Origin of the sequence: Actinopolyspora mortivallis, assembly GCF_003001495.1 — a bacterium.
In the GTDB taxonomy this organism is placed as follows: domain Bacteria; phylum Actinomycetota; class Actinomycetes; order Mycobacteriales; family Pseudonocardiaceae; genus Actinopolyspora; species Actinopolyspora mortivallis_A.
In genome coordinates, this window is sequence record NZ_PVSR01000060.1 from 1 (window position 1) to 13,388 (window position 13,388).

Sequence of the window (13,388 nt, forward strand, 5' to 3'; positions counted from 1 at the left end):
ACGTCGGATCGAGCTCGGGTACCCCCCGGTAGACGGGCCCGCCCGAGCTCGATCCGACGTTGCGCCACCCGCGCTGCGTGTTCCAGATCCTCAAACGCCACTTCGCCCGTTACACGCCGGAGTTCGTGGAGCGGGCCTGCGGAGTGGACCGGCACCGTTTCCGGCAGGTCGCCGAGGCGTTGGTGGCGAACTCGGGGCGGGAGCGCACCTCGGCCTTCGCCTACGCGGTGGGCTGGACGCACCACACGGTGGGCGCGCAGTACATCAGGGCGGCCTCGATCCTGCAGCTGCTGTTGGGCAACATCGGCAGACCAGGCGGGGGGATCCTCGCGTTGCGTGGGCACGCCAGCATCCAGGGGTCCACCGACATCCCCACGCTGTTCGACCTGCTGCCCGGCTACATCCCCATGCCCCAGGCGCACCCCCACCTCGACCTGGAGTCCTTCGTGGCCGCCGACAGCGCCGCCAAGGGCTACTGGGCCAACATGCGCAGCTACCTGGTCAGCCTGCTCAAGGCGTGGTGGGGCGAGCATGCCGTGGCCGACAACGACTTCTGTTTCGACCGGCTGCCGCGGCTGACCGGTGACCACGGCAACTTCCGCACCGTGATGGACCAGATCGACGGGAAGGTGCGGGGCTACTTCGTGGTCGGGGAGAACCCGGCGGTGGGAACGGCCAACTCCCGCCAGCAGCGGATGGGACTGGCCAGTCTGGACTGGCTGGTGGTGCGTGACCTGAACCTGATCGAAACCGCCACCTTCTGGAAGGACGGACCCGAGGTCGTCGACGGCGAGACCGGTCCGGAACGGATCGGTACGGAGGTGTTCTTCCTGCCCGCGGCGGCACACACCGAAAAGGACGGCACCTTCACCAACACCCAGCGGATGCTGCAGTGGCACCACAAGGCGGTCGAACCGGTCGGCGACCAGCGCAGCGACCTGTGGTTCTACTACCACCTCGGTGTCAGGATCCGCGCCAAGCTGGCCGCCCGTCAGCACCACCGCGACCCACGGCAGCGGCGACGCGACCGCGCGGTGCTCGAACTGACCTGGGACTACCCCACCGAGGGGGAGATCGCCGAACCCAGCGCGGCGGCGGTGCTGCGGGAGATCAACGGCGTCGACGAGACCGGCAACGCCCTGTCCGCCTACACCCAGCTGCGTTCCGACGGCTCCACACGCTGCGGCTGCTGGATCTACTGTGGGGTCTACGCCGGGGAGGTCAACCGCGCGGCCCGGCGGCGGCCGGGCCAGGAACAGTCCTGGGTGGCCCCCGAGTGGGGCTGGGCCTGGCCGGCCAACCGACGTCTCCTGTACAACCGTGCCTCCGCGGATCCCCGGGGTAACCCGTGGAGCGCGCACAAGGCCTACGTGTGGTGGGATGCCGAACGGCGACGCTGGACCGGCCACGACGTGCCCGACTTCGACGCCGCCACACCGCCGGACCACGAACCCGGCCCGGACGCGGTCGGCCCGGAGGCGCTGCGCGGAGACGAACCGTTCGTCATGCAGAGCGACGGGCGGGCCTGGCTGTACGCGCCGACGGGCATGGTGGACGGTCCGCTTCCCACGCACTACGAGCCCCAGGAGTCCCCGCTGTCCAACCCTCTCCACGGGGTGCAGCGCAACCCGGCCCGGCAGATCCATCCGCGGCCGGAGAACCCGTACCAGCCCAGCGGGGCCGAACCGGGTTCGGAGGTCTTTCCGTACGTGTTCACCACCTTCCGGCTCACCGAACACCACACCGCGGGCGGGATGAGCCGGTGGCTGCCGCATCTGAGCGAGTTGGCCCCGGCCATGTTCGTGGAGGTCTCCCCTGAGGTGGCCGAGCAGCGTGGGCTCGTTCACGGGCAGTGGGCCACGGTGGTCACCGCCCGCGCCGCGATCGAGGCCAGGGTGCTGGTCACCCCGCGGATGCGTCCGCTGCGTCTCGGCGGCACCGTCCTGCACCAGATCGGTCTGCCCTGGCACTGGGGGGCGAACGGCTTGACCACCGGGGACGCGGCCAACGAGCTGATCGGGGTGGCCTTGGATCCCAACGTGCACATCATGGAGACCAAGGCGGGGACCTGCGACGTTCTCGCGGGCAGGCGTCCGCGCGGGCGAGAGCTGCACCGGCTGTTGGCCGACTACCGGCGGCGGGCCGGGATCACCGAGCGGACCGGGACCACACGTGTCGAGGGCGCCGCCCGTTCGGAGGGGTACGGGGAGGACGAGGAAGGGGAGCACGATGACCGATGACGCCCTCAACCGCCTCAGCGGGCCGTTGGCGGATCCGAGCCGTGAGGCGGGGTATCCGGCGGAGCATCCGCCGCGGGTGGGGTTTTTCACCGACACCAGCGTGTGCATCGGGTGCAAGGCCTGTGAGGTCGCCTGCAAGGAGTGGAACCTGCTGCCGGAGGACGGTCTGGAGCTGACCGGCATGTCCTATGACAACACCGGTGAGCTGGGGGCCAGCACCTGGCGGCACGTGGCCTTCGTCGAACAGCGCATCGACCCGGCCAGCCGGGCCCGGGTGGATCTCGGGATGCCCGGCATGGGGGGTTCCGCAGTCCCCGGGGCGGAGGAGTCCGGGGAGCTGCGTTGGCTGATGTCCTCGGACGTGTGTAAGCACTGCACCCATGCCGCCTGCCTGGACGTGTGTCCCACGGGGGCGTTGTTCCGCAGTGAGCACGGCACCGTGGTGGTGCAGGACGAGGTGTGCAACGGGTGCGGCTACTGTGTGCCCGCCTGCCCGTACGGGGTGATCGACGTGCGGCCCTCCGACGGGGGAGCGTTCAAGTGCACGCTCTGCCAGGACCGGCTGGGGGACGGGTTGGCTCCCGCCTGTGCCACGGCCTGTCCCACCGAGTCCATCCAGTACGGGCCGTTGGAGGAGCTGCGGCAGCGTGCCCAGCACCGTGTCGAGCAGCTCCACGAGCAGGGGATCAGTGAGGCCCGGCTCTACGGGCACGAGCCCGACGACGGGGTGGGCGGTGACGGGGCGTTCTTCCTGCTGCTGGACGAGCCGGAGGTCTACGGGTTGCCTCCGGACCCGGTGGTGACCACGCGGGATCTGCCCAGGATGGCCCTGTGCGCGGCCGGGGCGGCGGTGGCGGCCGCGGCGGCCGTGGTGGGGTGTTTTTGGGGAGGTGGCCGGTGAGTTCCGGGGATGTGGAGGCGACACGGCGGCCCGTCGAGGACCGGCCGCCCTTCCGGTCCTACTACGGCCGTCCCGTCATCAAGGAACCCACCTGGAAGGTGCCGGACGTGCCGGCCTACCTCTATCTCGGTGGCACGGCGGGAGCCTCGGCGGTCATGGCCGCGGCGGCCGGGGCCCGGGGGCAGACTCGGCTGCGTCGGGTGGGGAGGTTGTGCGCGGCGGGCGGCTCGGCCGCCAGTGTGTTGGCCCTGGTGCACGATCTCGGACGCCCGGCGCGGTTTCTGAACATGCTGCGCGTGTTCAAACCGACCTCCCCGTTGAGTGTGGGGTCCTGGATCCTCGCGCCGTTCTCGGCGGTGACCACGGCGGTGGCGGCCTCGGAGGTCACCGGGATCGCTCCCTTCCTCGCCGGGCCGGCCTCGGCGGTCTCCGCCGTGCTGGGCACGGGGATGACCACCTACACCGCCGTGCTGCTCGCCGACACGGCGGTTCCCGGCTGGCACGAGGTGCACCGTGAACTTCCCTTCGTGTTCGCCTCCAGCGCGGTGCTGGGTGCCGGGGCGCTGGCCACGGCGTCGACACCGCCGGAGCAGTCACGGCCCGCCCGACGCATGACCGTCCTCGGTGCCGCGGGCGAGCTGGCCTCCGGTCTGCTGATGGAGCGCAGGGCGGGCAGGATCTCCGAGGCCTACCGCACCGGCCGGCCCGGCACCGTGCTGCGGGCGGCCCGCGCGCTGGCCGTGGTCGCTGCGGGGGCGGCGCTGCGTGCCGGGCGTGGCGGGACGGCCGCCTGGTTGGCGGGGGTGTGCGGCACGGCGGCCGCGGCGGCGACCCGCTACGGCGTGTTCGAGGCCGGGCGGGTGACCGCGCGGGACCCGTACTACACGGTGGTGCCGCAGCGGGAACGGGCCCGGAGGGACGGCCGGAGCGAGGGGTGAGCGGCAGGAGCACGCCCACCGGGGGCTGGGGGATCCACGCGGCGACGCGGGACTCGCTGCGGTGATCCGCGTCATGCGCGTCTTCCGGTTGGGAACCGGGTTGTGTCCGGGCGCGACCGGTTCGGTGACACGACGGGTCCGCAGCGGGCAGGAGACACGCGATGACACGGGAGCACGACAGCGCGCCCACCGGTCGGGCCGACACGGACTCCCCATCCGGCCGGTGAGGGAGGTCGGGAGCCCAGCAGCGGGCGGCGTTACGGCCGTTGCTGTGGCGACTGCATTTTCTCGGGGGTGTGCTGGCGGCGCCGGTCGTGCTGTCGCTGGCGATCACCGGAATCTTGTACGCGATGATCGTGGCGCTCATGGGGTACGGACCGTACGGTTAGCCCCGACAATTGAGAGTTTCACCGGTGGGGGTTCCGCTATTGACACACGGTCACGTATCCCGGGGCACGAGCACGGTGGGGCGGTATTCGACCAATTGAATACGCCCATCGAAGGTTCGGTGGTCGATCATCTCGAGGGCGACGTCCGGGTAACCGTCGTAGATGCGCTCAGCTCCCGTGGCCCCGGTGATCACCGGGAACATGACCACTCGGAAGCGATCGACGAGTCCGGCTCCTAGTAGCGACCGGCACAGACTGAGGCTGCCGATTGTGCTCAGGAGCCCCGAGCCGTTCTCCTTCATGACCCGGACCGTCTCGACGGCATCGTCGTGGACGAGCGTGGAGTTGGCCCACGTCAGTGGCTCCTCGAGCGAGGAAGAGAACACCACCTTGGACGCTTGCGTGAGCTCGTCGACGGACGCCTCCTCTTCGGCCCTGAACTCGTCTAGGCCCTCCGGCGCCTCGCCAGCGGCGAAGCCTGACATCTGGCGGTAAGTGTTCGCTCCCATCAGGTAGGTGACCTCGGGCTGCTCGCCGAGCCAACCGAGATATTCGGGTCCTTCCAGCCCCCACCATCCTGGCCAGCCCTCAGCTGACGCGTTGCCGTCGAGGGAGGTGATGAAGTCTACGAGGAGTTCAGACATGATCGTGACCTTTCTGTACTGTTGGTGGCCCCCGATGCGTCATGGCACCCGGCGTTACAGGGTTGGATGGGCGGTGAGTCCAGAACTTATCGCTGAAGCGGACACTGGCGACCGCGCTGCCTGATGCCGATACCGGGTGATAATATCGCGCGCATCTCGAAGAGCATGCCATCGCCAGCGTGGACACGAGCGTGACGCGCAGCCGCTCGGCGTGTGCTTGGCGAGCGTTGGTCGAGCACTGCGGAGGTTCACTCGCGTGCCTCATGCGGCGTCGAGACGAGCGGATCTATGCGTCCCGCTGGTCGATCCCCTCCGGGTACAGAGGTTCCGAGTTCGTCGTCGGGGTCGGTAGCGGCGTTGTATGTTGACGTGGCGCCACCCGAGCGGGGAGATGCGGGCGAGGTCCTCGTCGCGGACGGTGCCGATGACCACGATCCCGCCGAGGCCGGTGACCTGGTCGTTGACGTAGTTCAGCCAGGTCATGCCCCTGCCGTGCTGGCCGAAATAGCGTGGGTTGGAGCCGGTGCGGGCGAGTAGTATCGCGGTGATCGTTTCCGTGGAGTCCCGGAGGTTCACTCGTGACCACTGTTTCCCCGCAGGCACGTCCCGCCCGGAGCGAGGACGTGGAAGCGGCCGTGCGGACGTTGTGCCGCGCCTTCGCCGAGTATCCCTGGACGCGACACGTGATCGCCGCTGACGAGCACGAGCGGCGGTTGGCGGAGTTCCAACGCCTGTTCGTCTCCCGCATCGGTCTGGAACACGGCCGGGTGTGGGTCACCCCGGGATGCGAGGCGGTGTCGGTGTGGACCACGCCGGAGAGCACGGGAGTGGAGGCGGTGTTCACCGAGCTGACCGATCGGTTCGTCGAGTTGGCCGGCGACCGGTGGGAGCACTTCGAACGGGCCGAAACCGCGCTGGCTCCCCATCGCCCCCGGGATCCGGTGTGGTTTCTCGGCACCGTCGGGGTGCAGCCCGGCCGGCAGGGCCAGGGGCTGGCCGGGGCGGTGATCCGGGCCGGACTGCGGGAGGCCGACCGTGCCGGCGTTCCGGCCTTCCTGGAAACCTCGGACGAACGGAACGTGGAGATCTACCGGCGTTTCGGCTTCGAGGTTCAGGCGGAGGTCCCGGTGCCCGACGGCGGGCCGCTCACCTGGACGATGTGGCGGGCTCCCCAAGGGGCACATACCACGTGAGCCGGAGCGCCTCGATGCCTGCCCGGCCCTAGCTGCCCACCGGAAGACCCCGTCACACACCTCTAAGGAACCAGGGCGGCATACACACCGCCGCCCACGGTCGCCCCCACTGTGGCCTGGGCCGAGGTGTGGTCATTCAGGACGACCCGAGACCACCCGACCGCGGCGACGAGCACCGCCGTCCCCCCAGAGGGGGCAGAGTACGTCACGGCGAGGATGACCTCGGGATGATGCTGCTTGTCAGTGCGACGAGAACTCCCCAGAGCGCTGTAGGTACGAGCGCGTGCGTGACCTGCCAGGCCACGGTCCCAGGCAGGATCAGCACGATCACCCAGGGGGCGAACCTTCGTTGAGCATCCGGGCGAGCGCGCGGGAGCCCTCAGCAGACCTGCCCGTCGATGGTGTGGCCGTGTTGAGATCGAGGGCGCTCATGACTCTTGGTCTCCGGCTACGGGGTTGACGTGACTTAGGGCAGGATCCCCGCGTCATCGGCCGCGGCGACAGCCCGGGCTCTTCCGCCGGGATGCCCACCGGGCTCGGTACTGCGGGGGCGGCGGGGATGTCGGACGATGGTGGGCGGGCAGCAGTGGTCCCGCCGGGCGGCGCTGTTCACGGCGGGCTCCGACGAGGGAGGCAGCAGCCATGCCGAGCACGCCCACCGGTCTGCACCACGTGACCGCGATCGCCACCGATCCGCAGCGCAACGTGGATTTCTACCGTACGGCACTGGGGCTGCGTCTGGTGAAGCGAACCGTCAACTTCGACGCTCCCGACACGTACCATCTGTGTTTCGGAGGCGAATCGGGGCAGCCGGGAACGCTGATCACGTTCTTCCCCTGGCCGAACGCGCCGCGTGGACGGCGGGGCGCCGGGCAGACCACCTCGGTGGCTTTCTCGGTTCCCCAGCACTCGTTGGGGTGGTGGCAGCGCCACCTGGACGGGCTCGACGTGGAGACCGGTTCTCCGTCCGCCCGCTCCGAGGAGGAGGCGCTGCGGGTGACCGACCCCGACGGGCTGCTGATCGAGCTGGTGGGGCATCCGTGGGCGGACTCGCGTGGCCCGTGGGAGAATGGCACCATCCCTCCCGAGTACGCCATCCGTGGGCTGCACTCGGTCACCGTGACAGAAATCGGTCATGAGCACACTGCGGAGCTGTTGACCGGAACGCTCGGTTTCCGGCTCGTCGAGGAGGACGGATCCAGGTTCCGTTTCGCCGCGGCCGGAGAAGGTTCCGGGGCGATGGTGGACGTCCGGTGCAGCCCGGAAGCCCCGCTGGGTGTGGTCGCGGCGGGTACGGTGCACCACATAGCCTGGCGCAGCGCCGACGACGCCGAACAGCGTCAGTGGCGCGAGGTGTTGCTCGACAGCGGGGTGGACGTCACTCCCGTGCTGGACCGCCACTACTTCCGCTCGATCTACTTCCGTGAGCCGGGAGGGGTGCTGTTCGAGATCGCCACCGACCCTCCCGGTTTCACCGTCGACGAACCACTCCCGGAACTGGGCACGGCCCTGAAACTGCCGCCCTGGCTGGAACCCTCCCGTGCCGAGATCGAACGCTCGCTGCCCGCTCTCCGTGTGCCCGGCCCGGACGAGGAGATCACCTTCACCCCACCACCGGCGGAGGAAACCCCGTGACCCGGGGCCGGTGTCCGTGGAGGACCGGGTTCAGGTCGGGGACTCGGAGAAACCGGGCGAGGTGTGCGAGAAACCCCGGCGCACGAGGGTGATTCCCACGCCCAGCACCCACACCGTGGCCAGGCCCGCGAAAGGCAGCAGCAGCTCGAACGAGACTCCGGGAAGGCGCAGGAACAGAGCCGAACCGACGAGAAACCACCCGACGGTACTGACCAGGCCCAGCCAGGACAACACGCGTGAGTACTGTCCGCTTCGCAGCATCGCCAGGGCGTACACCGCCAGCGCCAGCCCCGCGAGGGCTTGGGCCACTACGGACGAACCACCGACGAGCACTTCCACGACGCGGAACTCGCTGGTGGCCGTTCCCGTCTCGATGTTCCCGGTGGTCCACTGCCGTGCGAGCGTCCCCCCACTGAAACCGTCGTGCGCGTGGTTGACCGTGAACAGCACGACCGCGACTGTCAGCAGGGGTTCGGCCCTCCCTTGCCGCTCCCGGCGCGCGGCACTAGGCTCCGGTGAGGGCCGTGTGGCGTGGCATCGTTCCCCTGACAGGCGGGGGTGCGGGACCGCTAGTGTGCTCTTCCGGGGGGAACTGTCGCACGAAGCCGTCACTGTCTGCGGCGTTTCCTGCGGTCGATACGGAGGTCCCACACGGTCCACAGCAGACCGAGGATCACGAGGCCGGACAGCAGGGCCAGTACGACACCTTCCATGTGTTCCCCTCCCCGGAGAGGATCTCGGGCGGGTTCCTTCCGTCCCGCGCGTTTTTCGTGTCCGTACCGAAATGTCAGCGTGTTGCACGTGTGTGCGGAAGTCAAGCGGTCCTGCCGAGGCCGGTTCGTTTCCGTTTTCGCCACCTCGTTGATCGTTCTCACCCACAGTGACAATCATTTTGCTCGATCGTGTGTTGACACCGTGCCCGTCGAATCGGGGGAGATCATCGCCCCTGGTGAGGGCCACTATTCGCGATGACGTCGAAAGACGATCTCCTGTTTTCACCTCTTCGAGTGAGGTGGTTCTTCCTGGGAGAGGCAACCTCGAACGAGCCAACGTGAAATCTTTGCGAATTTATTCGGGACAGCGCGAAAGGATCGCGCCCCGTACACTGTTTCGTGCCGATACGGAAAAACCGTGACCCCGCACGGTCGGCTTTTCACCACCGAGACGAGCGGAACGGTTCCGACCACGGCAATCCGGGCATCCCGCTCGGGCGAAGGACCGACCAACGGTGAACCGGTGCCGGAACCAGGGAGGAGGCCGTGGAGCACCACCCCGCGCCCCGTCGTGGGGACCCCGCCCCCGCTCGTTGCCGTACGGAAAGGACCCGGCGATGACGAACACGACCCGCCAGGACACGCGAGCCGGACAGCACCGGCGGGACGAGTCGTGTTCGCCCGCCCGGCCGTCACGCTGGCGGCTCGTTCCGCCGGGCGGCTTCCCCACCGAGCACGACTCCCCCCTGCGTCGGGTGCGTACCGCCCTGGCTGTGGCGGCGGGCCGACTCGCCACGGGCGCCTCCAGGAAACTGCGTCTCGGCAGCGGAGGCATCATCGGCGGACGAGTGGCCCTGGCGCTGCAACCGGACCTGTTGGACGAGCTCGTGGCGGGCAAACACGTGGTCGTGGTCACCGGCACCAACGGCAAGACCACCACCACCCACATGGTGGCCGAGGCGCTCCGCGCCGGGGGACGGTCGGTCAGCAACGCGACCGGAGCCAACATGCTCGACGGTCACGTCGCCGCCCTGATGGGCGATCCCGGTGCGGACCGCGCCGCACTGGAGGTCGACGAACTGCATCTGGCCCAGGTGACCGAACGGTTCGCTCCCACGGCGATCCTGCTGCTGAACCTCAGCCGCGACCAACTGGACCGGGTGGGCGAGATCCGCACCGTCGAGGCCAGCCTGCGCGCGGCGCTCTCCCGGGCCCCGCGAACCAGGGTGGTCGCCAACGCCGACGACCCCAACATCGTCTCGGCCGCCGCCGACCATCCGGAGGTGACCTGGGTGTCCGGAGGGTGCCGGTGGAAGCACGACGCGCTCAACTGCCCCCGGTGCGGGGCCTTCCTGCACCGCGAGGACACCGACTGGTACTGCACCTGCGGCCTGCGTCGTCCCCACCCGGACTGGACGGTCGGCACCACCGAGCTGATCGGTCCGGACGGGCTGCGTGAGGAGCTCTCCCTGCCGTTGCCCGGGCAGGTCAACAGGGTCAACGCGACCTTCGCGGTGGCCGCGGCCTCGGTGCTGGGCATCCCGGTCCGTCAGGCCGTGGACCGTGTCCGCGCGTTGCGGCAGGCCCACGGGCGCTACGAGCAGGTTCTGCTGGCCGGGCACAGCGTGCGGCTGTTGTTGGCCAAGAACCCGGCGAGCTGGCTGGAGATGCTCGACCTGGTCGCCGAGAACGAACGTCCTCTGGTGCTCGTGGTCAACAGCAGAGAGGCCGACGGCTACGACGTCTCCTGGCTGTGGGACATCGACTTCGAACGACTGGCCGGGCGCACCGTGGTGGTGGCGGGGGAACGGGCGCTGGACCTGGCCGTCCGGCTGCGCTACGCCGAAGTCCCGTGCGAGGTCGCCTCCGCCGGGGTGTCCCAGGCGTTGCGGTGGGCCTCCTCCCACGGAGGGAACGACGAGCCGGTCGAAGTCATCGCCAACTACACCGCGTTCCGCGATCTGTTCTCCAAGAGGCAAAGACCGTGACAGAATCCACCGTCCGCATCGCACTCGTGGTTCCCGACCTGCTCGGCACCTACGGGGACCGGGGAAACGCGCTGGTGCTCGCCCAGCGGCTGCGCTGGCGCGGCTACGCCGCGGAGATCGTGACCGTGCTGTCCTCGGACACGACCCTTCCCGAGAGCTGTGAGATCTACCTGCTGGGCGGGGGCGAGGACGTCGCCCAGCAGGCCGCCGTGGACTTCCTGGCCCGAGGGGACGGGCTGCACCGGGCCGTGGCCTCCGGAGCGGTGGTGCTGGGGGTCTGCGGGGGTCTACAGGTGCTGGGAACCGCGTTCACCACCGGTGACGGCCGAACACGGTCGGGACTGGGGCTGGTCGACATCACGACCGAACCGGGCGAGCGCAGGGCCATCGGTGAGCTGTCCACGCGCGGCGAACTCGCCGGGGTGGGAACACTGAGCGGCTTCGAGAACCATCTGGGGCGAAGCAGATTGGGCGAGCACACCCGTCCGCTGGGGACGGTGCTGCACGGCACCGGCAACGGCACCGGCGGCACCGAGGGCGCCGTCAGCGGGCGGGTGGTGTGCACCTATCTGCACGGTCCCGCCCTGGCGCGGAACCCCGAACTGGCCGACGTTCTGCTGTCCTGGGCGGTGGGTGAACGGTTGAGTCCGTTGCCGGAGTTTCCGGAACTCACCGAGCTGCGCGAGCGGCGCCTCCGGGTGCGGAGCTGATCCTCACCAGCCGCGGCGCCGGCGGTGCCACATCCGCCGGATCCGCTGCCGCGCGATCACCGTCTCGGTCACGGGCAGCAGCAGCATGGAACCGAAGCCCACCCCCAGGGTGATCGCGGTGCGGATCACCAGGTCGACCCAGGCTCCGGGGACCTCGCCGAGAGCGCCCAGGCTGGGGGAGAGCGGATGCAGCACGAGCACCGCGAGCACACATCCGGCGGTCGAACTCAACAGGGCCCACCCGATGCCGCCAACGGTGCGTCGGGTCTGGACCGGGCCCAGACGCAGGTGCAGCCACAGCTGCCCCATCACGGCACCGAGCAGGAAGCTCAGGGACATGGCCAGGGTCACCCCGATCACCAGGTGCCGCGGATCCAGCGTCACCAGCATTCCGTAGCAGAGCAGGGCACGGAAGGCGACCATGACCGCATTGATCACCGCCGGGGTCCGGGCGTCCTTCATCGCGTAGAACGCCCGCAGCTGCAACATGGTGATCGCGAAGGGCACGATGCCGGCCGCCGCCACCCCCAGGGTCATCCCCAGGCGGTCGGCGGCGGCCGTGCTGCCCTGGCCCAGGGAGAAGAAGGCCACGCCGATGACGGGGCCGCCGGTGAGCATGAGCGCACTCACCGGTGTCAGCAGCAGGGCGCTGAGCCGTTCGCCCAGGCCGAGGTCCTCGACGAAGGCACCGGTGTCCCCTTGGTCGGCGGATCTGCTGATTCGGGGCATGAGCGCCTGCAGCAGGGAGACACCGAGCACTCCGTAGGGCACCTGGGACAGCAGCCAGGCGTAGTGGAAGGTGGCCACACTGCCGGCGGTGCCCTGACCGGCGACCCGGATGGTCACGATCATCCCGATCTGGCTGATCAGGGTGTAGACGAGCACCCAGCCGGCCAGGGCTCCGAACTCGGACAGCCTGTGGTCCCATCCCCAGTTCCAGCGGAAACGGAAACCGGTGCGGCGCAGGGACAACGCCATCACCAGGCTCTGGGCGGCGATGCCGGACATGGTGCCGAGCCCGAGCACCAGCAGTTTGGGCTCTCCCATGCGCACCGGGTCGAGGGAGACGGTTCCGGGCACGGCGGTGTACAGCAGCACCGTGGCGGTGATCACCACGTTGTTCAGCACCGGGGCCCACGCCGGAGGTCCGAACACCTGGCGGACGTTGAGGATCGCCATCAACAGTGCCGAGAGCCCGTAGAAGACGATGCCGGGAAGCAGCAGGTAGGCCAGAGCCGTGGTCAGGGCACTGTTGGCGCGGGTGTGGGGGCCCAGGTACAGCTCGGTCAGCAGGGGAGCCGAGGCCACGGCCAGCACGGTGGCCGTGACCAGCAGCACCAGCCCCATGGTGATCATCCACTGGGCGTAGGACTCGCCTTCGGACTCGCCCCTCTGGCGGGCGCTCACCAGCAGGGGGACGGCCACGCTGGTGAGCACACCGCCGAGCAGGAGCTCGTTGACCACCGTCGGCAGGGTGTTGGCCACGGTGTAGGAGTCGTTGACCACCCCCAGTCCGAGCACCCACACCAGCAGCAGTTTGGCGAACAGGCCGCTGACTCTGCTCGCCAGTGTGGCCACGGCCATGGCCCCGCTGGCTCTGCCCAGCGAGGAGGTCCGTTCACGCGGTGGGTTCTGCTGCTCGACCACGGAGCTCCCCGTGCGGTTCGTGGTGGATTCCGGGTGGTTCGACGGTAACCAACCACCGGCCCGAACGCGGCGTCGAAAAGAATTCACCCGTTTCCGGGGACGCGCTGCGGCGGCCCCCACGGGGACGCATACTCGGTTTCGGGCGTTCTGCGCAGCGCACGAGGGGGTCGGGATGGACGGTTCCGGAGGTGGGGCGAGAATTCCGCCCGAGGTGGCGGTGCTGGAGCGCTGGTGGCGCGCGGGAGTGGACTGCGCCGTGGGCGAGCTGCGCGGTCGCTTGTACGGTTTCGCGTTCCTGCCCGGGGTGCACAGCGGGTGGAGCCGCTCACCGGCTGGGGGGCGGGGTCACGGTGCCGAGTGGGAGGCACTGGACCCGGAGAGACTGGGGGG

10 protein-coding genes and 2 pseudogenes are annotated in these 13,388 nt (G+C 69.5%); 8 read left to right on the forward strand and 4 right to left on the reverse strand.

The window, feature by feature from the left end:
• Positions 1 to 41: 41 nt before the first annotated feature.
• From CEP50_RS18980 to nrfD, 3 genes and pseudogenes are all read left to right on the forward strand, one after another.
• Positions 42 to 2,240, forward strand: a pseudogene (locus CEP50_RS18980) (molybdopterin dinucleotide binding domain-containing protein); the annotation flags it as partial.
• On the forward strand, positions 2,230 to 3,141 hold the full coding sequence (locus CEP50_RS18985) for a 4Fe-4S dicluster domain-containing protein (protein WP_106115287.1): 912 nt from the start codon (positions 2,230 to 2,232) through the stop codon (positions 3,139 to 3,141). The pseudogene CEP50_RS18980 and the gene CEP50_RS18985, both read left to right, overlap by 11 nt.
• Positions 3,138 to 4,079: an NrfD/PsrC family molybdoenzyme membrane anchor subunit gene (nrfD, locus tag CEP50_RS18990; RefSeq protein WP_106115288.1), complete on the forward strand. Its 942-nt coding sequence runs from the start codon at positions 3,138 to 3,140 to the stop codon at positions 4,077 to 4,079. Before CEP50_RS18985 ends, nrfD begins: the two co-directional genes overlap by 4 nt.
• 439 nt (positions 4,080 to 4,518) lie before the next feature.
• Here nrfD and CEP50_RS18995 read toward each other — a convergent pair whose 3' ends face one another.
• Positions 4,519 to 5,112 carry a dihydrofolate reductase family protein gene (locus tag CEP50_RS18995; RefSeq protein WP_106115289.1) on the reverse strand — a complete coding sequence of 198 codons (594 nt, stop codon included), beginning with the start codon at positions 5,110 to 5,112 and terminating at the stop codon, positions 4,519 to 4,521.
• Between the two features lie 261 nt (positions 5,113 to 5,373).
• On the reverse strand, positions 5,374 to 5,688 hold the full coding sequence (locus tag CEP50_RS20795; protein ID WP_106115290.1) for a hypothetical protein: 315 nt from the start codon (positions 5,686 to 5,688) through the stop codon (positions 5,374 to 5,376).
• Between the two features lie 2 nt (positions 5,689 to 5,690).
• On the opposite strand from CEP50_RS20795, the gene CEP50_RS19005 reads away from it, so the two are divergent.
• A complete protein-coding gene (locus CEP50_RS19005) occupies positions 5,691 to 6,305 on the forward strand; it encodes a GNAT family N-acetyltransferase (protein ID WP_106115291.1) in 615 nt (204 codons plus the stop codon).
• A gap of 642 nt (positions 6,306 to 6,947) precedes the next feature.
• Entirely contained in the window at positions 6,948 to 7,940 is a 993-nt protein-coding gene (locus CEP50_RS19015; protein ID WP_106115292.1) for a ring-cleaving dioxygenase, read from the forward strand.
• Between the two features lie 30 nt (positions 7,941 to 7,970).
• On the opposite strand, the gene CEP50_RS19020 is transcribed toward CEP50_RS19015, so the two are convergent.
• Complete coding sequence (locus tag CEP50_RS19020) at positions 7,971 to 8,390, reverse strand: hypothetical protein (protein ID WP_258175426.1); 420 nt, start codon at positions 8,388 to 8,390, stop codon at positions 7,971 to 7,973.
• Between the two features lie 880 nt (positions 8,391 to 9,270).
• On the opposite strand from CEP50_RS19020, the gene CEP50_RS19025 reads away from it, so the two are divergent.
• Positions 9,271 to 10,641, forward strand: coding sequence for a MurT ligase domain-containing protein (locus CEP50_RS19025; protein ID WP_106115293.1), 1,371 nt, complete (start codon positions 9,271 to 9,273; stop codon positions 10,639 to 10,641).
• A complete protein-coding gene (locus CEP50_RS19030; protein WP_181188461.1) occupies positions 10,638 to 11,351 on the forward strand; it encodes a type 1 glutamine amidotransferase in 714 nt (237 codons plus the stop codon). The genes CEP50_RS19025 and CEP50_RS19030 overlap by 4 nt, the downstream gene beginning before the upstream one ends.
• 3 nt (positions 11,352 to 11,354) lie before the next feature.
• On the opposite strand, the gene murJ is transcribed toward CEP50_RS19030, so the two are convergent.
• The gene (murJ, locus tag CEP50_RS19035; protein ID WP_106115294.1) at positions 11,355 to 12,998 is read right to left on the reverse strand and encodes a murein biosynthesis integral membrane protein MurJ; all 1,644 of its coding nucleotides are present in this window, start codon (positions 12,996 to 12,998) and stop codon (positions 11,355 to 11,357) included.
• 172 nt (positions 12,999 to 13,170) lie between these two features.
• On the opposite strand from murJ, the pseudogene CEP50_RS19040 reads away from it, so the two are divergent.
• Positions 13,171 to 13,388 (forward strand): annotated as a pseudogene (locus CEP50_RS19040) (hypothetical protein); the annotation flags it as partial.